14 protein-coding genes are annotated in these 20,716 nt (G+C 55.4%); all 14 read left to right on the forward strand.

What is annotated here, in order from left to right:
* The first annotated feature begins 128 nt into the window (after nucleotides 1–128).
* The 14 genes from N0M98_RS10065 to N0M98_RS10135 all read left to right on the forward strand — a co-directional run bounded on the left by N0M98_RS10065 (nucleotide 129) and on the right by N0M98_RS10135 (nucleotide 20,653).
* Nucleotides 129–818, forward strand: a complete 690-nt coding sequence (locus N0M98_RS10065; RefSeq protein ID WP_249863529.1) for a TetR/AcrR family transcriptional regulator — start codon at nucleotides 129–131, stop codon at nucleotides 816–818.
* On the forward strand, nucleotides 815–2,545 hold the full coding sequence (locus N0M98_RS10070; RefSeq protein ID WP_259617760.1) for an ABC transporter ATP-binding protein: 1,731 nt from the start codon (nucleotides 815–817) through the stop codon (nucleotides 2,543–2,545). Before N0M98_RS10065 ends, N0M98_RS10070 begins: the two co-directional genes overlap by 4 nt.
* Nucleotides 2,542–4,440 (forward strand): ABC transporter ATP-binding protein, encoded by a 1,899-nt coding sequence (locus N0M98_RS10075; protein ID WP_259617761.1) that lies wholly within the window; start codon nucleotides 2,542–2,544, stop codon nucleotides 4,438–4,440. Before N0M98_RS10070 ends, N0M98_RS10075 begins: the two co-directional genes overlap by 4 nt.
* 87 nt (nucleotides 4,441–4,527) lie before the next feature.
* The gene (locus tag N0M98_RS10080; protein WP_249863527.1) at nucleotides 4,528–5,445 is read left to right on the forward strand and encodes an ArsR/SmtB family transcription factor; all 918 of its coding nucleotides are present in this window, start codon (nucleotides 4,528–4,530) and stop codon (nucleotides 5,443–5,445) included.
* A gap of 320 nt (nucleotides 5,446–5,765) precedes the next feature.
* The gene (locus N0M98_RS10085; RefSeq protein WP_259617762.1) at nucleotides 5,766–8,528 is read left to right on the forward strand and encodes a glycoside hydrolase family 2 protein; all 2,763 of its coding nucleotides are present in this window, start codon (nucleotides 5,766–5,768) and stop codon (nucleotides 8,526–8,528) included.
* A gap of 711 nt (nucleotides 8,529–9,239) precedes the next feature.
* Nucleotides 9,240–9,767, forward strand: a complete 528-nt coding sequence (locus N0M98_RS10090) for a DUF4241 domain-containing protein (protein WP_259617763.1) — start codon at nucleotides 9,240–9,242, stop codon at nucleotides 9,765–9,767.
* Nucleotides 9,768–9,826: 59 nt separating this feature from the next.
* The gene (locus N0M98_RS10095) at nucleotides 9,827–10,897 is read left to right on the forward strand and encodes an autoinducer 2 ABC transporter substrate-binding protein (RefSeq protein ID WP_259617764.1); all 1,071 of its coding nucleotides are present in this window, start codon (nucleotides 9,827–9,829) and stop codon (nucleotides 10,895–10,897) included.
* Nucleotides 10,887–12,785 carry a cache domain-containing sensor histidine kinase gene (locus tag N0M98_RS10100; protein WP_259617765.1) on the forward strand — a complete coding sequence of 633 codons (1,899 nt, stop codon included), beginning with the start codon at nucleotides 10,887–10,889 and terminating at the stop codon, nucleotides 12,783–12,785. The genes N0M98_RS10095 and N0M98_RS10100 overlap by 11 nt, the downstream gene beginning before the upstream one ends.
* A complete protein-coding gene (locus tag N0M98_RS10105) occupies nucleotides 12,772–14,421 on the forward strand; it encodes a response regulator transcription factor (RefSeq protein ID WP_249863521.1) in 1,650 nt (549 codons plus the stop codon). The genes N0M98_RS10100 and N0M98_RS10105 overlap by 14 nt, the downstream gene beginning before the upstream one ends.
* Before the next feature lie 121 nt (nucleotides 14,422–14,542).
* Nucleotides 14,543–15,877 (forward strand): MFS transporter, encoded by a 1,335-nt coding sequence (locus N0M98_RS10110; RefSeq protein WP_259617766.1) that lies wholly within the window; start codon nucleotides 14,543–14,545, stop codon nucleotides 15,875–15,877.
* 554 nt (nucleotides 15,878–16,431) lie between these two features.
* Nucleotides 16,432–17,004 carry an NAD(P)H-dependent oxidoreductase gene (locus N0M98_RS10120; protein ID WP_259617767.1) on the forward strand — a complete coding sequence of 191 codons (573 nt, stop codon included), beginning with the start codon at nucleotides 16,432–16,434 and terminating at the stop codon, nucleotides 17,002–17,004.
* Nucleotides 17,005–17,145: 141 nt separating this feature from the next.
* The gene (locus N0M98_RS10125) at nucleotides 17,146–18,492 is read left to right on the forward strand and encodes a spore germination protein (protein ID WP_259617768.1); all 1,347 of its coding nucleotides are present in this window, start codon (nucleotides 17,146–17,148) and stop codon (nucleotides 18,490–18,492) included.
* The gene (locus tag N0M98_RS10130) at nucleotides 18,489–19,550 is read left to right on the forward strand and encodes a GerAB/ArcD/ProY family transporter (protein WP_259617769.1); all 1,062 of its coding nucleotides are present in this window, start codon (nucleotides 18,489–18,491) and stop codon (nucleotides 19,548–19,550) included. Before N0M98_RS10125 ends, N0M98_RS10130 begins: the two co-directional genes overlap by 4 nt.
* Nucleotides 19,547–20,653: a Ger(x)C family spore germination protein gene (locus tag N0M98_RS10135; protein WP_259617770.1), complete on the forward strand. Its 1,107-nt coding sequence runs from the start codon at nucleotides 19,547–19,549 to the stop codon at nucleotides 20,651–20,653. Before N0M98_RS10130 ends, N0M98_RS10135 begins: the two co-directional genes overlap by 4 nt.
* Nucleotides 20,654–20,716 lie beyond the last annotated feature (63 nt).

Raw genomic sequence — 20,716 nt, forward strand, 5'->3', positions numbered from 1 at the left:
CTTCGTCCGGGGGGCAAACCGGGCAACGGGGCGTCCGTCTCATTTGCATGGAAGGTCTTGACAGACGGATTGCCGCTGCGATATATTTTGGTTGACACGAAAGTCAATGAAAGAAAGGTGATGAATCGTTGCCCCGCAATAAAGAGCAGAACGAAGAAATACGCAAGCAGCGAAAAGAGGCGATTATTAGAGGCGCGCTGAAGGTGTATGCGGAGAAGGGCTACGCCGCCGCCGAAATCGGCGAAGTGGCGGAGCAGGCTGGAGTTGCCAGAGGGCTAGTCTATTATTATTTCAAAGATAAGCATTCGCTCTTCAAGGAACTGTTCATGTTTATGTTCGACCAATCGAGAAAGCATGTCCAATCGCATTTTAGCGGAGAAGGACAGATCCTGCGGATGCTCGAGGATTTCGTCCGCTCCATGTACAATAACATGCTCGGGCAGACGGACAGCGTGTTATTTTTTATGAGGATGCGGCATGATCTGCGCGAGCTGTTTACGCCGGAAGAGCTGAAGAACTGGAGCTGGCATCTCGACAATATGACCGTCATTCGCGGCATGGTGAAGAAAGGGATGGAGCAGGGAGAACTGCGGCGCATGTCTCCTCCGCTGCTGGCCACGCAATATTGGGGCGCGATGATGCACGGTATGGTATATTTGCGGCAATCGTTCCTGGAGCTTCAGGAGAAAGGGATGGACCCGGGGCAAATCAGGCAAGAGGTCCGGCAAGACTTGGAGGATGCCGTTGCTTGCTGCATGGCGCTGCTGGCTCCGGCGGCAGCGGACTGCCATCCTCCGAAGGGAGAGGAGAACGTATGATCAAGCTGTTTCCATTTTTGCGGCCGTACCGGCTGGCGATCGGGCTCGTGCTGCTGCTTATATTTCTGCAATCGTTGTCGGAGCTGTATTTGCCGACGCTGATGGCCGACATTGTCAATTATGGGATCGTGAACGGGGATAACGGTTATATATGGCGGATCGGGGGCTTCATGCTGTTGGTCACCGCCGCCAGCGGTGTGTTCTCCGTCATCGCGAGCTATCACTCGTCGCGCATATCCGCAGGCTTCGGCAAGCTGGTGCGGGGCAGGATGTTTTCGCAAGTCGGCGGTTTCTCGCTGCAGGAATTCGACCGGTTCGGAACGGCCTCCCTCATTACGCGCACGACCAACGACATTGCGCAGGTTCAGCAGGTGTTCCTGATGATGATGCGTATGATGGTGTCGGCTCCGATGATGTGTATCGGCGGCACGATCATGGCCTTTTCCAAAGATCCGGTGCTGGCGCTGGTCATCCTCTGTGTGATGCCCGTCTTGGCGCTGACGATCTACTTGATCGCCAGAAAAGGGATTCCGTATTTCAAATCGATGCAGGGCAAGATCGATAAATTGAATTTGGTGCTGCGCGAAAATTTGACCGGAATGCGCGTCGTCCGGGCATTCAACCGCGCCGGGCACGAGAAGAAGCGGTTTGACGAAGCAAGCCGCGATTTGACCGATACGGCCGTTCGGGCGAATAAAATTATGGCCGGGATGATGCCTATGATGATGCTGATCATGAACTTGACGTCGATCACGATCATTTGGTTCGGCGGCTTGCGCATCAGTACGGGACATATGCAGGTCGGCGATCTGATGGCTTTTTTGCAGTACGCCATGCAAATCATGTTCTCTCTCATCATGGTATCGATGATGTTCGTCATGCTGCCCCGCGCTTCGGCAGCGGCGGTGCGGATTAATCAAGTGCTGGACACCGAGCCCGAAATTATCGACCCGCCGGCTGCAGAGCCGGCCGCGGAGAAGAGGGGGGGCTACGTCGTGTTCGACCGCGTCACGTTCAGCTATCCGGGGGCCGAGAAACCGGCCGTATCCGGCATTTCCTTCGAAGCGAAGCCGGGGGAGATTACGGCGATTATCGGCGGCACCGGTTCGGGCAAATCGACGCTGCTTCATCTGCTTGCGCGGTTTTACGACACCGGGAGCGGCAGCGTTAAGGTCGACGGCGTGGATGTGCGCGAGATGACGCAGGAAAGCTTGCGCCGCAAGATCGGCCTCGTCCCGCAGAAGGCGGTGCTGTTCACGGGAACGATTCAAGAGAATATCCGCTACGGCAAAGAGGACGCATCCGACGAAGAAGTGCGCCGCGCCGCCGAGGTCGCTCAGGCCGCTTCGTTCATCGCCGATAAGGAGACCGGCTACGATACGCCCATTTCGCAAGGGGGAACCAATCTCTCCGGCGGTCAGAAGCAGCGTCTGGCGATTGCGCGCGCGCTTGTGCGCAAGCCTGATATCTACGTGTTCGACGACAGCTTCTCGGCGCTCGATTACAAGACGGACGCCAATCTGCGGGCTGCGCTCAAACGGGAAACAGGGCAAGCTTCGGTCATTATCGTTGCGCAGAGAGTCAGCACGGTTATGGACGCGGACCGGATTATCGTGCTGGATGAGGGAGAAATCGCCGGAATCGGCAAACATAAGGAACTGATGGCAACATCCGCCGTGTATCGGGAGATCGTCTCCTCCCAGCTGGCAGAGGAGGAAATCGCATGAGCCAAGCAAATAGAACGCAAGCCGCGGGCGGGCGTCCCGGAATGCGCGGGCCCGGACGCGGACCGATGGGGGGCGGCTTTGGAATGCCGATGGGCATGCCGGGGCAAAAGGCGAAGCATTCCAAGAAGACATTCCTCCGGCTGCTGCATTATATTAAGCCGTTTCGGGTGCAGCTTACAGCCGTCCTGATAACGGCGGTGTTAAGCACGCTGTTCAACATTGTCAGCCCGAAGCTGCTGGGGAATATTACGACGCATCTGTTTGAAGGCGTCATGGCCCAATGGAACGGGGGATCGGAGGCGTCGTTCGACTTCTCCTATATCCTGAACATCGTTACGTTGTTGATAGGATTATATGTTTGCAGCTCTTTATTTGCGTTCATCCAACAATACCTGATGGCGGGAGTGGCGCAAAAAACCGTCTACGGGCTCCGCAAAGACGTCAACGAAAAGCTGTCGCGCCTGCCGCTCAAATATTACAACACGCAAACGCACGGAGAAATATTGAGCCGGACCGTCAACGATATGGATAACATCAGCGGCACGCTGCAGCAAAGCTTGACGCAGGTGATGACATCGGCGATCACGATCATCGGGATTATCGTCATGATGCTCACGATCAGCCCGCTGCTCACCCTGATTCTGCTCCTGACGCTGCCTTTAAGCTTTTTGGTGATCAAAGCGGTCGCCTCCCGGTCGCAGGCCCATTTTGCAGGACAGCAGAAGTCGCTGGGTGAATTGAACGGCCATGTGGAGGAAATGTATACCGGACATACGATCGTCAAGGCGTTCGGGCACGAGAAGAAATCCGAACAAACCTTCGCCGCCATTAACGAAAGGCTGTACGAGGCGGGCTGGCGGGCGCAGTTCATCAGCGGTATTATGATGCCTCTGATGGCGGTCGTCAACAATATCGGCTATGTGCTGATCTGTGTCGTCGGAGGGCTGATGGTTACCCGAAGCATGATCAATATCGGGGATATTCAAGCGTTCATCCAATATGCGCGGCAGTTCTCGATGCCGCTCGTGCAGACGGCGAACATCGCCAACATCATCCAATCCACGCTGGCCTCCGCGGAGCGGGTATTCGAAATTCTCGATGAACGGGAAGAGGAGCCCGATACGGAAGCTGCGGAAACCTGTAGCGAACACCGGGGCCATGTAAGGTTCGAGCATGTCAGCTTCGGCTATACGGAAGATACGCCGATTATTCAAGACATGAATATCGACGTCAAAGCGGGCCAGACCGTCGCGATCGTCGGGCCGACCGGTGCCGGCAAAACGACGCTGATCAATCTGTTGATGCGCTTCTATGAGATTAACGGCGGCGAGATCACCATCGACGGCTTGAATATTACGCAGATGAAACGGGAAGGGCTGCGCCGGTTGTTCGGCATGGTACTGCAGGATACGTGGCTGTTTAACGGCACGATTCGCGACAATATCGCCTACGGCCGGGCGGGAGCGACGGAAGCGGAGATCGTCGAAGCGGCGCAGGCGGCACATGCCGACCATTTCATCCGCACGCTGCCGGACGGATACGACACGGTGCTCAACGAGGAGGCGACCAATATTTCGCAGGGCCAAAAGCAGCTATTGACGATTGCGCGCGCGATTTTGGCGGACCCGGCCATTCTGATTCTCGACGAAGCGACGAGCAGCGTCGATACGCGGACAGAGGCGCATATTCAGCACGCGATGCGCATGCTGATGCAGGGTAGAACGAATTTCGTCATCGCCCACCGGTTGTCGACGATCCGCGACGCCGATCTGATTCTGGTCATGAACCGCGGCAGCGTCATCGAGCAGGGTAGGCATGAAGAACTGCTGGCACGCGGCGGGTTTTACGCCGAATTGTACAACAGCCAGTTTTCGGGGGGCGCCGCCGCCTCGTAATACCGTCTGCAGCCCGGCCTGCCAGGGAATGAGCAAGAAGCGGGCGGGCAAGAAGACGATCCAAACTCGCAGAGGAGCCGTGATTTCATGCTGGAGCTGACGATCGACGAGCCGGAACGGCTGATCAGAGTGGCTCATGCGCTGTCTTCGGAAGTTCGCGTAAATATATTGAAGCTGCTTCATCATCAGAACGAAAATATCGTGGATATTGCCGAAAAGCTACGTTTGCCGGTTTCCACGGTCGCCTCGAACGTCAAGGTTATGGAAGAGGCGGGGATTATTATGACGGAGATTCGGCGGGCTTCGCGGGGAACGATGAAGGTATGCGCCCGCACGTTCGACGATATTCATATGAATCTGAGCGCAAGCGCCGGTTATAACAACCCCAACTGCTTCCAAATCGATATGCCGGTCGGATTTTTCACGGATTGCGACATTCATCCGACATGCGGGATGATCAACAATAACGGCGTCTGCAAGCCGGACGACGAGCCTTCCGCGTTTTTTCACCCGAACCGGATGTCCGCCCAGATGATCTGGTTCCGCAAAGGTTTCGTCGAATATCGCTTTCCGACGCTGACGGTACCGAATGCCGTCATCCACTCGTTGCAATTTTCCATGGAGCTATGCTCGGAGGCGCCGAAGTACGACCATATCTGGCCTTCGGATATTACCGTCTGGATTAACGAGCGGCTGATCGGCACGTGGACGTGTCCCGGAGATTTCGGAGACCGCAGAGGAAGACTGAACCCGCATTGGTTTCCCGATTATCACACTCAGTACGGATTGCTGAAAACATGGAAGGTCGACGCTTCGGGCAGTTATCTGGACGATGTGAAAATATCGGACGTCGCCTTGAACGACCTTCAGTTGGACCGGCATCCATCGATCCGCTTTCGCGTCGGCAATCTGCCGAATGCGGAGCATATCGGAGGAATCAATCTGTTTGGCAAAGGCTTTGGCGATCACGATCAAGATATTGTGATGAGAATGATTTATGCTTAAGCCGGCAGGCAAGCCCATGATCCGCCCGGCGCGGATCGCGGGCTTATTTTTTTGACCGGATCGGAATAGAGGACGCGGCATCAAGCGGAACAGAAAGGAATGGGGAAATCACGGAGGAACTGAAAAAGCTGGACAAGTCGCCAATTCATTACTGATATTTTGTAATAAACCGAAAATCGGTAAAAAACCATTGACACATTGAAACACCTTGGATAATGTTGTAAGTAACGATTGCCGGAAGCGCTAACATGAGCGTTCATGACACTGCGTCGGCCGGATCAATCCCCGTTATTACATAATGAAGAAAGCAGGTGCGGCAAATGACATTTATGGAAACGGCAGAGCCTGTCCAATCGCAAGCGGCGAGACCGGAATACCCGAGACCGGATTGGCAGCGTCACGATTGGCTTAATTTGAACGGCAGCTGGGAGTTCATGTTCGACGGCAAGGACGAGGGGTTAACGGAGGAATGGTATTTGGCCGGCGGACCGGCTTTTGACAGACAGATTCAAGTTCCTTTTTCCTGGGTTAGCCCGCTGTCGGGCATCGGTGAGGATGTGAAAGGAACAGCCTGGTACGCCAAACGAGTGAAATGGAGCCCTAGCCATAAGGAGCATCGCGTATTTCTCCGGTTCGGCGCGGTCGATTACCGCTGCCGGCTGTGGGTGAATCAGATTGAGATCGGAACGCATGAAGGCGGATACGGCAGTTTTGAGTTCGATATTACGGAAGCATGGAAGCAGGGGGAGGACAACCGGATCGTCCTGCGCGTGCAGGATGACGACGAGGCGTATCAAACCCGCGGCAAACAAGGCTACGGCGAGCTGCGCGGCATTTGGCAGACGGTATGGCTGGAGGCGCGTCCGCAGCAGTATATAGCTTCCGCCCGGTTCGTGACGAAGATCGACGGGACCGTCGAGGTGGAAGGGATGATCGAGGCGCACCGCAGCGGGGAGGCGGAGCTGCGCTGTCGTTTCGATAACGGAGCGGTCGAGCATCGGATGACGCTGGAGCTGGCTGAAGGCGGCAATGCGTTTCGGACTTCGTTTCAAGTCGAGGCGGCGAAGCTATGGACCCCGGAAACGCCTTATTTGTATGAAGGCACGCTGGAGCTGGGCGACCCGTCCGCGGAGAACGGATGCGACCGGGTGGCGACGTACTTCGGCATCCGCGAAATCGGGAGCGCGAAGTTCGGCGGGCGCGGTCATCGCTGGATCACCTTAAACGGCAAGCCTGTATTCTTAAGCGGAACGCTGGATCAATCGTTCATTCCGGACGGATATTTCACGTTCCCAAGCGAAGATTATATCCGCGACGAAATTTGGCGGTTGAAGCGCCTGGGTCTTAACTTCGTACGCATTCATATTAAGCCGGAGGAGCCGGTCAAGCTGTATTGGGCCGACAAGCTGGGCATGCTGGTCATGGAAGATATGCCGTGCTTCTGGGGTGAACCGGACGAGAAGGCGAGGACGGCTTACGAACGGGAAGCGAGGGAAATCATCGAGCGCGATTTCAACCATCCGTCGATCATATCCTGGGTCGTGTTCAACGAAACATGGGGGCTGTTTACGAAAACCGAGACGGGTGAGCGCCGCTATCTTCCGGAAACGCAGGAATGGGTCCGCTCCGTTTATCGTTGGGCGAAGAGCGAAGATCCGACGCGGCTGGTTGAGGACAATTCCCCCTGCAATTACGACCATGTGGAATCGGATTTAAACACGTGGCATTTTTATATCAACGGTTATCAAGCGGTGCGCGACCATATCCAGGAGGTCGTCGACAAGACGTATCCGGGCTCTCCGTTCAACTATACTGAGGGCAACGTGCAGAGCGACGCTCCGCTGATGAACAGCGAATGCGGCGCCGTGTGGGGCATCGAGGGCAGCGCCGGGGACAGCGACCTGGCCTGGCATTACCGGTACATGATCAACGAATTCCGCCGTCATGATGCCATGTGCGGATTTATTTTCACCGAATTTCATGACGTGATCAACGAATTTAACGGGTATTACCGGATGGATCGTCAGGAAAAAGACTTCGGCTACGGCTCGTTCTGCCCGGGGATGAGCCTGCGCGACCTGCATTCGCCCGACTTTATCGTTATCGATGCGCCTCCGTGCCGGACGGTGGGCCCGGGGCAAGCCGTGGAAGTGCCGCTGCTGGCGTCAAGCTACTCGGATCGCTATCACGGGCAAGCCGTGCAGCTGAAGTGGGAGCTGTATTACGACAGTCTCGAGGGAAGAGCGTCCGCAGGGGCAGGAGAGCTGGCCGTCGGATGGGGCGGCTACGGCGTGCGGCAATTGGCGGCGCTGCGCCTGACTATGCCGCAGGTAGACGCGGCGGCCGTGCTCGCTGTCACGCTGCAATCGGCGGAGGGGACGATCATCACGCGCAACTTTATTACTTTCGACGTCCAAAGCGGGCAAACCGGCGGCGTGTATGCCCTCGAAGGAGAGTGGCTGAGCGTTCGTCCGGCTTCGTACTCGGCCTCTCAATGGGAGTATGAATGGCAGGCATTAGCGGGTCATAAGCTGAACGGCGGCGGGGCGGGCTTCGTGCAATATGAGATCGCTTTGCCGGCGCATGCGAACTATATGACGGTAAGCGAAATCGAAGTGCTGTTCGAGGCGGGAGCAAAGACGGTGCTCGGCAAAGACAAAGAAATGACGACCGTCAAACCGAATGATATTTCGTATATGCACGGCGCCAAGGCGGACCCGGGCATGAATATTAACTCCTACTTTATGACCGATGAGCGGAGCCATTCGTCCTTGATCGATGTGCAGGTGGACGGGGAGTCCGTGTGCACGCTGCATTTGCCGGACGATCCCGCCGACAGCCGGGGCGTCTTATCGTGGCATTATCAATCGGACGACCGCAAGCTGGATGAGGCGGGTTCGTATGGCTACTTACAGCGCGTGCGAATCCCGAGCAGACTGGCAGCAAGCATCCTCGCCAAGGGCGGATTCACCTTGCGGCTTAGCGCGGAGAGCGCAGCGCCGGGCGGCGAAGCGGGCGGGCTCGCTCTGTACGGCCGCAACGCGGGGCGGTACCCGATCGATTTGCTCGTGTGCTGGAAGTAATCGCGGCGGGCGCCGTTATCGTCAGACATTTTCCGAAGGGGGGAGTCAGTCCTCCCCCTCTGAATGACCGTTCATTTTTTTGCAACATGCAAGCAGTCTCTTAAAGGGGCTGCTTGTTTGTTTTTTGCGGTATGGTATTCATTTCGAGGCCGGCCGCAATTGATCTGAATTTGCTTTGAAGCTAAACAGCGATCGGAAGATGATTTTGCATGTGCAGTAGGCGACCGTTCGTAAAATCCGCTGTAAAGGCGAGCGCTAACGCAGCACACTCGCAACGGACACAGCGGCCGTTATATCAACCCTATCGACCATTTTGAATTTCTAACGGACGCAGATGCAGCTATTTATTGGCAAAGCCGCCTTAGAAAACAATTCGGAGCTATGTAAGCGCCATGACGACCGTTACGTTTACAAATGTCTGTTTGCGACGACTTTAGCTCCCGGGTGTCCGTTAAACTTAGAAGCGGTTCGATGCTTGATTCCGGGGGCTGTATCTCCTGCCGCTCTCCTCCAGGCCGCTCGAGCGCGCGTACCCGTTCCTGAGAAGGAAGCGGGGGGAAATCCGTATACCAAGGCGACCGCTTACACTGTTCCAATTCTCTACCCGCTGCTCTCCGGCCACTTTCCCCCTAGTAATTACAAGGTTGAAAAGATTTGCGCGAAACGATTATTATTATAGGAATGAAACCATACATAAAAGGGAGAGAAATAATGATGATTCATTTGGGGAATTTCGAAGTCGCTTCGGGCGAGCTCGTCGTCGCCGATCCATGCTACGAGGCCGACACGAATACGATTATTATGGGCGTGCTGGACCATGTACAGAACGGCACTTGGTCGGCTTACGTGGACAAGACGGAGGTGAGAGACTGGGGCGAAGCCTGCTCGCGTCTCATCGCCTGCCACAGCTCTTGCGAAGACAACAAAGAAGAGCTGTTTTGGGTGAAAACGCAGTTTATCGTCGGCGTTGACAGCGGCCAAGCCGGTATTTTCGACAGCGCCAAATACCGCATTCCCGATGCCGGGGCGAAGCCGGGGCAGCAGCAGGAGATGGACAGCGACTGGTATCTCGCCTGCTGCGACATTACCGAGAGCGGCCATGAAGCCGGGGTGATGGACGGGGGCGTCGTCTCTCGCACCGGGATCGGGGACGGAGCCTACGGGGCATACACCGCGTCGAACGAGCAAGGGCAAATCGTCGGGGTGAAGATCGTTTTTATTAAAGGGAATGACTGGTAAAATGGCGGAATGGGCATCTTAGTCAGTAAAGATCATTTCACAATGAACGAGGAGAACATATGGTTCGCAGGATGAGCATCTGTTTGCTGCTGGCCGTCGCTGTGCTGACCGCCTGCTCGGCAGGCGGAGGGAAGCCGCAGTACGAGGTGATTTATACGCTGGATTCGCCTCCTCCGGCAGGGTCCGGGTCTGCGGAGGAAACGCCGCAGCCGCCGGATGGCGAAAAGAAGAGCTATACGATCGGCATGGTGCCCAAAGCGATGGAAAATCCTTACTTCAACGTAGCCAACGACGGAGCGCAGGAGGCGGCGGCCGATTTGGGCGTCAAAGTTCTGTTCCGCGGGCCGCAGACGGCCGACTCCGACCAGCAGGCGAAAGCCATCGAAAGTCTGCTCGCAAGCGGCGTCGATCTGCTGGCCGTATCGGCGAACGACCCGGAACGGCTCGATCCCGTATTGAGACAGGCGAAGGAGAAGGGTGTGAAAGTTATCACATGGGATTCGGACACGTTCCCGGAATCGCGAGCGTTCTTTGTCAACATGGTCGATCCCGAGACGCTGGGCAGGCATCTGATGGACACGATGGCCGCCCATATACCGGATCACGGCGAATTTGCGGTGTTGACCGGGTCGCTCTCCGCCGCAAGTTTGAACGAATTTATTCAATGGATTCGCACGCAGCAGGAGCAGTTTTATCCGAATATGAAGCTGGTTGAAGTCGCGCCGACCGACGATCTGCCCCAGAAGGCGTATGAAGCGGCCAGCCGGCTGCTGAAGGACCATCCCCGCCTGGCTGGCATTATCGGTAACTCCGCAATAGCGACGCCGGCGGCGGCCCAAGCGATAAAAGAAGCCGGCCAAGCGGGCGTCGTCAAGGTCGTCGGGTTATCGACGCCGGTGCTTATCGGCTCGTATCTGAAAGACGGCTCCGCGCAAATGGCGACGCTGTGGAGTCCCAAACGGCTAGGCTACTTGACCGTCGCTTTGGCGAAGCAGTATTTGGACGGAGAGCTGCCTTACAACGGTGAAGCGGTGAACAATGTCGGCCATATCAGGGTGAACGGAGATAAGGTGATTATGGGAGAACCGCTCGATTTTACGAAGCAGAACGCAGGTCAATATGATTTCTGAGCGCGAGCGGCAGGGTCGTCCGGAAGATCGGAAGCCGCCGCAGAAGAGCCGGAGATTCCGGGATTTCCGGCTGAGCACGAAGCTGATTATCGCCTACCTCTGCCTTACGGTCGTTCCGATGTCTCTACTCGGCTTCCTCTCCTATCAGCAGTACACCCGTTCCATCGAGGAGCAGAACGGCGAATATTTGCCGAAGCTGCTTCAGCACGCGACCGCCAATCTCGACAATTATGTCAATGAATTATCGCATTTGCCGGAGCAGCTCGCCAGCTCCGACACGGTAATGTCCATTTTGCGGCGCGAGTCGTATCAGAGTCAAGCTGATTTGAACAGGGACCGTTTTACGGTCAACAGCTATTTGGCCCGCACATATTTGGAAGGGGGCAACTCCGACGTGCTGGGCGTTTTCATCTTGTCCAAAAACCGGTTGTTCGAAAGCGCCAGATTGTCTTATACCGGGTTCGATTGGGAGCATTCGCAAATTCCTTACGGGCAGGATCTGGAGCTCCGCGGCCAGGCCAAAATTGTCCTTCCGTGGGAAGTCGGGCTTTCCTTCGAAGACAAGGAGCCGTATTTGCTTATCTTGAAGCAGCTATACGACACGGACAATCAAAAAATTCTCGGCACGATGTTCGTCGCCGTCCGGCTGTCGTTCATGGACCGGATTTTGCAGCATTTCGGGACGGGCGGCGGCGAATTCATCCGGCTGCAGACGTCCGCGGGGCAAATTATATACGATGCCGACCGCACGAAGATCGGATCGACGGACGCTGAGGTCGTACAGTACCCGGTGCAGAACGGCAGCTTCATCCGCCGCGCGGGGGGAGGCGATTCGCTCATTAGCGTTAGCACGTCGGCTTCCTATGCCTGGCTGCTCAGCTACGACGTGCCGCTGCGTGAGCTGACGGAGAGAACGGACCTGATCAGGAACGTGACGATTTCCTTATTCATCGGCTTTGCAGCCGTGACGAGCGTACTCTCGATTGTGTTCGCCATGAATGTGACCCGCCCGTTAAAGCGGCTCAGCGGCTTCATGCGCGAAGCCGAGCTGGGACGGTTCCGCCAGGCGGACGAGCAGGCGCTGGGCGGCGCCGAGGTCGGGATGCTGGCGCGCAGCTTCAATTCCATGGTCGGCACGATCGACGAGCTGATCGACCGCAACGTCAAAATCGAAACGAACCAGAAGGAAGCCGAGCTGTACGCGCTGCAGTCGCAGATTAATCCGCATTTTATATACAATACGCTGGAGTCCATCGGCATGGCGGTCGAGGAAGGGCTGCACGATTCGGCGGTAGATATGGTTACGATGCTCGGCCGGATGCTGCGGTTCTCGGTCGGAAACCAGTCGAAGTTCGTTACGGTGGCCGAAGAGCTTCGTCACGTTCGCGACTACTTGACCATTCAGCAATTCCGCTTCGAAGATCGGCTTCATTACACGCTGGAGGACGGCTTGGACGAACAGCAAAAAAACCGGCTGTATACGCCCAAATTCATTTTGCAGCCGATTGTCGAAAATGCGATCAAGCACGGACTTGAAGCGCGCGGACGGCTCGAGGTGCATATTCGGATTCGGATGATTGCCGCCGCCGATAGCGGAGAGGAGCTGGCCTTCGAGGTGTCCGACAACGGGCCGGGCATTGCCGCGGACCAGCTTGCGGAGCTGGAACGGCAGCTCGGCGGCGATGCGCTCAAAAAGGCGGATTCCGGATTCGGGCTGACGAACGTGCAGGCTCGTATCCGGCTATTGCTGGGTCCGCAGTACGGGCTGCACATACGCAGCGCGCCGGGAGAAGGCACGTTCGTCATGTTTCGGATTCCGGTGCTGAACGAACCGCAACAACTTGAACATCGCAGCAGTGGGGAGAAGGATAACGATGAGCATCATTAGAGTATTGATCGTCGACGATGAGCCGCGAATCCGCCGGGGAGTCGAACGGCTGGTTCGCTCCTGCGGTCCGGAATGGGAGATCGCGGCCGCGCTGGCCGACGGCATCGAGGCTTTGGAATATATGTCCGGCCATCCGGGCGAGGTGGACCTGCTCATCACGGATATTAAAATGCCGGAGATGGACGGGCTCACCCTGATCAAGGAGGCCAGGAGCCGCTATGCGATCAGCGCGCTGCTTCTGACCGGCTACGACGACTTTGAATATGTGCAGACCGCGCTTAGGGAAGGCGCCGTAGACTATCTGCTGAAGCCGATCGACCGCGAGCTGTTCCGCGCCCGCTTGGACGAGGTGAAGGAGAAGGTGGAACGGGAGAGGATGAGCCGTCTGCAGTGGAAGGAGTTGTCCAGACAGGCGGGCAAGCTGAAGCAGACCCGGCAAAAGCAGGTGCTAAGCTACATTACTTCGGCGCAAATCGGCAGCGATTTATCCCATCTCGGCTTCTGGGTCGACGAGTTTCCTCGCGGTTTGTATTTGCTGCTCTATATCAGCCTGGACGCGATGCCGGTGAAGACGAGATCGTATACGGAAAAGGACTGGCAGGCTTATTATTATGCGCTGGGGAATATGATCGACGAGATCGTATCGGGGAAGGATTGGTGCGATTCCGAAGTCTGCGAAGGCTGGTCGTGGCGCGGCAGCGGCGCCGAGTTCTGGTCGCTGCTGTACCGTCCGGCGGCGGCCGGTCCCGACGCGCTCGATTCGGCGGCGGAAGCCGTCTCGGAGTCGATCCGCAAAGCGATCCAAACGTATACGCCTTTCACGGTTTCGATCGCCCACGGCGATTGGCTGGAAGATTTGTATTTGCTCCCCGGAGCGAAGCAGGAGGCGCAATCGCTCATTCATTACCGGCTGCTTCACGGAGGGAATCAGCGCTTTACGCCGCAGACGGCGGGCGAGCGGGGAGCGCATGAGAATAAGCGCGATAATGAAATCGCCGGGCTCGAGCACAAGTTAAAGCAAGCGATCGGCCAAGGCAGGAAGGAAGAGGCGCAGGAGCTGTGCAAGGCGCTCTTCGGCGCGATAGAGCGGATGCAGCTTCCGGACGCGATTCAGCGCGCTGTGCAGAGCGCCGTCGTTCTGATTCACTCCGTCGGCCTGGAGAGCTGCGGTATGCCCTGCTTCCCGGTCGAAGAAGCTCTGAATGCCGTGAAGCGCGTCGTTACGATGCAGGACATGAGACGGGAGCTGGAGCGGCTCGTCGTGGCGTCGGCCGGGCAGATCGAATCGGTGCGCGAGCGCGACAGCTCGCATCCGGTTGAGCAGGCCAAAGCATGGATCGAAGAGCATCTCGGAGGGGATATTACCATCAGGCGGATTGCCGACCATGTGTTTATGAATCCGAATTATTTTTGCCAATATTTCAAGCTGCAAACCGGAGAGACGATTCTCGATTACGTGACGCGCAGGCGGATGGAACAGGCCGCCGCGCTTCTGCGCGATCCGGGGGCGAAGCTGCAGGACATTAGCGTGAGCGTAGGGTACCAGAATCCCAAATATTTCAGCAGGCTGTTCAAGCAGTGGAGCGGGCAGTCTCCCTCCAAATACAGAGAGGCGCTTCTTGCCGAAAGAAAGTGATGTTCTGAATAACGTGTACCTATCCTGAACTTTGTGATCTATGCCGCGGCGGCGCTTTTTCCTATAGTAGGAGTATCAACGAAAACTTAAGGAAAAGGCATCATCGCAGAGGAGGATCACTATGAGTTTCCGAGTAGGAAGCAAAAAAACGACCGGAATGAAGGCCACGGCGTCGGTGGCCATGTCGAACTACATTGAAGCCGGTTCCATTGTCGCCGGCGCAGGCGGGCTGTCCTTATGGACGGAATATTTGCACTTGAACGATTTTTCCGTCGGGCTGCTCGGCGCTGTAAGCGCAAACGCGCTCGGCGCGGCCATCGGCGCGCTGATCGGCGGCCACTTGTGCGACAAATACGGCCGCAAATTCATCTATACGTACGATTTGATCATCTATATGATCGGGATGCTGCTCATCATGTGTTCGGTGAACTTCCCGATGCTGCTCATCGGCTATATTGTTGTCGGACTGGCCGTAGGCGCAGGCGTTCCCGCTTCCTGGACCTATATCGCCGAAGAAGCGCCGGCGGAGCAGCGCGCCAAGCATACGGGAATGGCTCAGCTGGCCTGGTCCATGGGTCCTGTCATCGCGCTGCTGCTCTCCGTCGCACTTGCGCCGCTGGGGCTTCTCGGCAGCCGGATTATTTTTGCGCATCTGTTCGTGATTGCGTTTATTACCTGGTACATCCGGCAGGGCTTGTCGGAATCGAAAGTTTGGAAGGAAGAGAAGGCAAGCGAGCAGGAGCGTTCGACGCAGAACAGGGCAACCCGTCAGTCGCTGTCCGAATTTTTCAAGCATAAAGCGAACCGCAAGTCGCTGCTCGTGCTGCTCGGCATTTATATGTTCTGGAACTTGACCGCAGGCGCGATGGGCTTCTTCATGCCGTACATTTACGAAACGGTCGGCGGCATCTCCGCGAATCATGCGAACCTGCTGCAATCGGTGCTGTGGATCTTTACCGTGCTGGCCAGCTATTTCATCTTCATGAGGCTCGGCGATAAGAAAAACCGCCGTATGCTGTTTGCGGTTTCCGCCGTAATGGGCATAGCCGCCTGGCTGCTGCTTACTTTCATGAACATGAGCATACCTGTGTTGCTGGTCTTCGTCCTCTTGTGGGGCGTAGCGGCAGGCTTCGGCGCTCAAGCGTTCTACGGATTGTGGGCCGGCGAGCTGTTTCCGACGCGTTACCGGGCAAGAGCGCAGGGCATTATGTTTTTCTTTGCCCGGCTCGCGGTCGCGGTTTGGAGCCTGATTATGCCGACGCTGATTACGAAGCTCGGATTTGCTGCGGCAGGCATGATCATGATCGCGTTCCTTGTCGTATCGGCCGTGATCGGCATCGTCTTCGCTCCGAATACGCAGGGCAAGACGCTGGCGCAAATCGAGCGCGAACGGTACGGGGAAGAAGCGGAGGAACGCTCCGACACCCGTGTGAGCGGCAGAACGGTACACAATTAAGTCGATATGAAGGCATGACAAACGAAAACCGGCTGGATGGCGATAGCTTCGCCGCCCGGCCGGTTTTTTTGTTGTTTAGGAAATGATGCGCAGCAATATCCTGTGGATATCCGTGGGCTCCCCCGAAAGTAATGTCTAACCATAGAACGATCCTGGCTGAATGGTTAGACGCCGATCCAGCTGAAGCTGGATGCGGACGGAATAAGCTTCAGAGCATCACGTCACTACCCTGGAAATTACTCTTGGTACCCCATTTCCATTGTCTGTGGTGCCGCGTAGCGGCATGGATGGCTTTTGGGGGATTTGTTCACTGCCCTGAATTTGCATCGCCGCGGCTGGCCGGATCTTCCAACGAACGAACGCGCCGCTCACAAGGGGAACGCTTCGCTCATCATAGCCTCGCCCGGTTCGGCAAGACGAACGAGCTGCTTGCGCCGGTCCTCGCCGTCGGCGATTTTCTCGCATAGGCGCTTTTCGCATAATTTCCGCAGCTCGCGGCTTGTATTGGGCGTGCTACGCTTTAGTTATCAAAAGATAACTAAAGAGGTGGTTTTATGAACACACTGGTCATTTATACGCATCCGAATCATCAAAGCTTCCACAAGGTTCTTGAAGGCAGCGCTGACAATCCCCGTATCGATGAGGTTCGGACGCTCGATTTGTATGAAGAGAAATTCGATCCGGTCCTAGTGTTTCATGAGCAAAAGCGAAGGAGGGATATGCACGCCGATCCCGATCTTGCCAAGTACCGGGAACAAATCGTATGGGCCGATAAAATCGTATTCGTCTACCCGATCTGGTGGGGGCGCCCGCCGGCGATGCTAATGGGATACATCGACAAAATGTTTGCATCCGGCTTTGCCTACCGCGAGAAGGGAGGGCTGCTGCCCGAAGGATTGCTGAAGGGGAAATCCGTCGTCTGCATCTCCTTAATGAAAGGCCCGGCGCATTATCCGCTGTTCTGGCTGAACAACGCTCATAAAGCGCTGATGAAAAAGGCTCTATTTCATTATGTGGGCATACGGAACGTCACTTTTTTTGAATTCGGCGGTATGGAGAGCAAGAGCGGGAGGCAGAAGGAGAAGCTGGACAAAATTTACCGTTATTTTCAAACGGTAGGCCGTTAGCAGGATGGAAGCGCCGCCGCGAGCTAGAGCCGCAGTCGAAGGGAAGGGGCGGATTATTAGCTGCTTTCCGGTTATTTACAACCGAAATGGAGGATAATGTATACAGACGAATTAAGAACATACCAAAAGGCGAGATCAACTATGAACAACACAAGCAGCTTGCGGCTGAAGCAATCGATTCGCAGCGCGTTCGGTAACACCTCCGATTTTGTCTATACGGAAGCGTTCATCTGCGGAGCGAAAGCAGAGGTTTGTTATTTAGAGACGCTGGTCGATTACGACGACACGATGAACCTCATCCTTACTCATGTGCCCCGGCAGCCGGATGGCGGCGCGGACCCGATGCAAGACCTTGCTTCGTCCTATCTGACCCGAGTCTGCGGTTCGCCAGAGGAAGCGGTTCAATCGATCCGCGACGGCCTGCTGGTATTGCTTCCGGAAGACGGTACCGGCTGCCTGATCGTAAGTCCGGTTCCCATCGAGAACAGCCGCAGCATTACGGAAGCTCAGACCGAGAACCCGATACAGAGCTCCCTTGATTCCTTCAACGAAGATTTGACGACCAACCTGAGCCTGATCCGCAAAAAGGTGAACACCGAGGATCTGGTGATCCGCACGTACCGCCTCGGTTCAGACGTTCGCCGCGATGCGGCGCTAATCTATGTCGAGGGGCAGGCCGACCCGAAGGCGGTTGAGCTTGCCCGCCAATGCTTGGATGAGGGCCAATCCGCAGATGTATACGATATTCAAGGATTGCTCGGCGTGTTGAAGCAGCCGCGGTTTTGCCCGTTTCCGACCTATGTGTCTTCAGAGCTGCCTTCGACGGCCATGCATCATTTAATGGAAGGCCGCATCGTCATCATGATGGATCAATTTCCGTTCTCGCTCTCGTTTCCTTCCATCGTGTCGGATTTCTGGAACGTGAAGACCGATAAGAACCAGCCGCGGTTATTCACGTATTTGTACCGGATGATTCGCATCGTCAGCCTGATCGTTGCCGTCTCTATGCCCGGTCTGTACGTCGTGCTCAACTCCGTCAACCCCGAGCTGCTGCGCATTCAGCTGGCCGTATCGATCACCAATTCCAGAGAAGGGGTTCCTTACCCCGTGCTGATCGAATTGATCCTGATGCTGCTGGTTATCGAAATGGTCATTGAAGCAAGCATACGGCTGCCGAAAAGCATCGGTCCGACCATCACCATGATCGGCGGCATTATTCTCGGACAAGCGGTCGTGCAGGCGCGGCTCGTCAGCTACTTTCTGATTATTGTCGTAGCCGCTTCGACCATCGCCCATTTTACTCTCGGCACCTATATGAACACCGTGTCCATTCGCATTTACAAATACGTCGTCATCGTGTTCAGCGCTTTATACGGGATATTGGGGCTGATGACGTCCATTGTGCTGCTCTGTTTTTACATGGGAACGATGACGACATTTGAAGTACCCTATTTAAGTCTGTCGGTAAAAAGAGGTAAATCCGAATGAGCAAACGGCTGCTGCTGACGCTGTTTTTTATCGTCCACATTTCCTTGTTCTACTACGTCTATCCGGTAAAAATCATCGAGACGGCGTCCAAAGGGCATTGGGAGCCGATCCTCACGGGATTTCTTACGGAGCTGGCGTTCATGTGGATGTATTTGAAGGGGCTGTCCCGATTTCCGGACAAAGATGTGATCGGCGTGTACCGACAGAAGTCGGGCAAATGGCTGTCGGCCGTGCTGCTCGTCCCGCTCGCCATCTTCCTGTTTCTGGACCTCAACCTAATCCACCGCTATGAGTATGAGTCGGTTAACGTGCTGCTGCTGCCCAAGACGCCGACGCTGTTTATTTTGCTGCTGTATTCGATCCCCTGCTACATCGCCTGGAAGGGCATTGAAGCTATAGCAAGAGGGGGCGTCGCTTTATTTATCTGCGTGGCGCCGCTGATCTTGTTCTCACTCGTTAGCGGCGTAAAGAATATGGATATCCATAACATCTTCCCGCTGTTCGACGCGCAGCTGAGTTACTTGAAGAGACCCGCATTCTATGCGAGCTTATTTCCTCATGCGGGGTTCCTGTTTCTCGGCTTGATGCCGAAGAAGAGCAAGCCGGCTCCGCTTCAGCTTTCTTACTTGTTAGCGGTATTGTTTATTTTCGGATTGGCTTCGGTTTATTTGCCGATGCTTATTTTCGGGCCGGAAGCGATTCTGTCTTTCCGCTATCCCAATGTGCTGACGCTGGACACGGTCGATAACGAGTGGGTCGTCTTCGATTGGCTGCCGACTTTTTTTGTCATCTCGATGATCGGCGTGTCGATGGTAGAATCCGCAGTCTCGTTGTGGGTGATCACGACGCTGATTCAAAGGCTGCTGCTGCCGGTAGGCAGAGGCTGGATCGTCATTGCCTTGGGGCTGCTTTCTTACGGATTCAGCGCTTTCATTCCCAATATGGACTCGCTGGAGCAGCTGGTGACGATGAACTCGGTCTTTTGCGTCTACAGCATCTGCGTTGTCCCGGTTACCGTATGGCTCATGAGTTTGCACGATAGGAGGAATCCGGCTTGATCCCCCGTTCATTGCTTTGCGCGGCGCTGCTATGGTTCGGTATGGCGGGAGTGCTTACCGGCTGTTGGGACACGAAGGATATCAATAAAAGACTGATGCCCGTCGTGATGGGGATATGCAAAAACCCGGATCAAACGTACCGGATCATTCTGCAAATCCCGAGTCCCGAGAAGAAAGGCTCGCAATATTTGGAGAGCAGCTCGGCCACGATCAATAAAGCGATAGACCATATTCGTTCCAAAGCGGAGAAAAGCATCGATCTGCTGCATATCCGGCTGTTTTTGATTTGTGAAAAAACGGCCAAGAGCAATATCAACGATATTATCGATTACGCCGTGCAGGCTAACGATATTTCGATCAAAGGTCTGCTCGGCATCGTCCGAGGCAACTTCGAGCAGCTGATGTATCATCATGTGCAGGCGAATCCGGAGCTTTCGTCCTATGATTTTTTCAGCGAGCAGGCCGGATGGACGCCGAATAATACGATTTTTCGCTTGTGGGAAGCCTACCGCGACATGAAATCGTACACGGAGGATATGGCCATTCCCATATTGAGCAAAGGAACGGACACCCTCTACAAGTTCGAAGGCTCCGCCATTTTGCGCAAGGATAAGATTGTCGGCGAAATTTCTTCCGATGAAACGATGATCTACAATATATTCCAAGAAAAATATACGGGAGGCACGATCGAGGTTTCGGATCAAGCCAGCGTCCTTATCAAAAAAGCGACGATCCGCAACCAAATCGCATGGGCCGCTTCAGGCCCGCAAATGAACAGCCATATTCGTCTGAACGTGGTCATCTCCGAGAATAAGCAGCATGAAGCCGAGGCGGATATTTCCCAAAAGCTTAAAGATCTGGTAGAAATGCGCGGGAGAAAATTAATTGGCAAATTGCAGGAAGAGAAGGCGGATTCGCTCGGCGTCGGCAAATATTTCCGGAGCCGCATGACGGAGGAGCAGCTGAAGGACTGGAAGCTGGTATGGTTCCCGCAGTTGAAGCATGAAATTACCGCCGATGTGAAAATTTTGAACAGCATTTATTTAAAAACGCCCGGGAAAATGAAAAACGCTCCGCAGCGGCCGGATGAACAAAATCGTTGACATGTCCGCAGTAATTCGCCATGTTTTTAGTTAGTATGTATAATGGTTCATGAATAACTAATC

The organism is Paenibacillus doosanensis (genome assembly GCF_025060755.1).
In the GTDB taxonomy this organism is placed as follows: domain Bacteria; phylum Bacillota; class Bacilli; order Paenibacillales; family NBRC-103111; genus Paenibacillus_S; species Paenibacillus_S doosanensis.

Excerpts from the sequence above, each read along its gene's own strand:
- N0M98_RS10070 (WP_259617760.1), top strand. The coding sequence starts at position 815 with ATGATCAAGCTGTTTCCATTTTTGCGGCCGTACCGGCTGGCGATCGGG.
- N0M98_RS10075 (WP_259617761.1), top strand. The coding sequence starts at position 2,542 with ATGAGCCAAGCAAATAGAACGCAAGCCGCGGGCGGGCGTCCCGGAATG.
- N0M98_RS10080 (WP_249863527.1), top strand. The coding sequence starts at position 4,528 with ATGCTGGAGCTGACGATCGACGAGCCGGAACGGCTGATCAGAGTGGCT.
- N0M98_RS10085 (WP_259617762.1), top strand. The coding sequence starts at position 5,766 with ATGACATTTATGGAAACGGCAGAGCCTGTCCAATCGCAAGCGGCGAGA.
- N0M98_RS10090 (WP_259617763.1), top strand. The coding sequence starts at position 9,240 with ATGATGATTCATTTGGGGAATTTCGAAGTCGCTTCGGGCGAGCTCGTC.
- N0M98_RS10095 (WP_259617764.1), top strand. The coding sequence starts at position 9,827 with ATGGTTCGCAGGATGAGCATCTGTTTGCTGCTGGCCGTCGCTGTGCTG.
- N0M98_RS10100 (WP_259617765.1), top strand. The coding sequence starts at position 10,887 with ATGATTTCTGAGCGCGAGCGGCAGGGTCGTCCGGAAGATCGGAAGCCG.
- N0M98_RS10105 (WP_249863521.1), top strand. The coding sequence starts at position 12,772 with ATGAGCATCATTAGAGTATTGATCGTCGACGATGAGCCGCGAATCCGC.
- N0M98_RS10110 (WP_259617766.1), top strand. The coding sequence starts at position 14,543 with ATGAGTTTCCGAGTAGGAAGCAAAAAAACGACCGGAATGAAGGCCACG.
- N0M98_RS10120 (WP_259617767.1), top strand. The coding sequence starts at position 16,432 with ATGAACACACTGGTCATTTATACGCATCCGAATCATCAAAGCTTCCAC.
- N0M98_RS10125 (WP_259617768.1), top strand. The coding sequence starts at position 17,146 with ATGAACAACACAAGCAGCTTGCGGCTGAAGCAATCGATTCGCAGCGCG.
- N0M98_RS10130 (WP_259617769.1), top strand. The coding sequence starts at position 18,489 with ATGAGCAAACGGCTGCTGCTGACGCTGTTTTTTATCGTCCACATTTCC.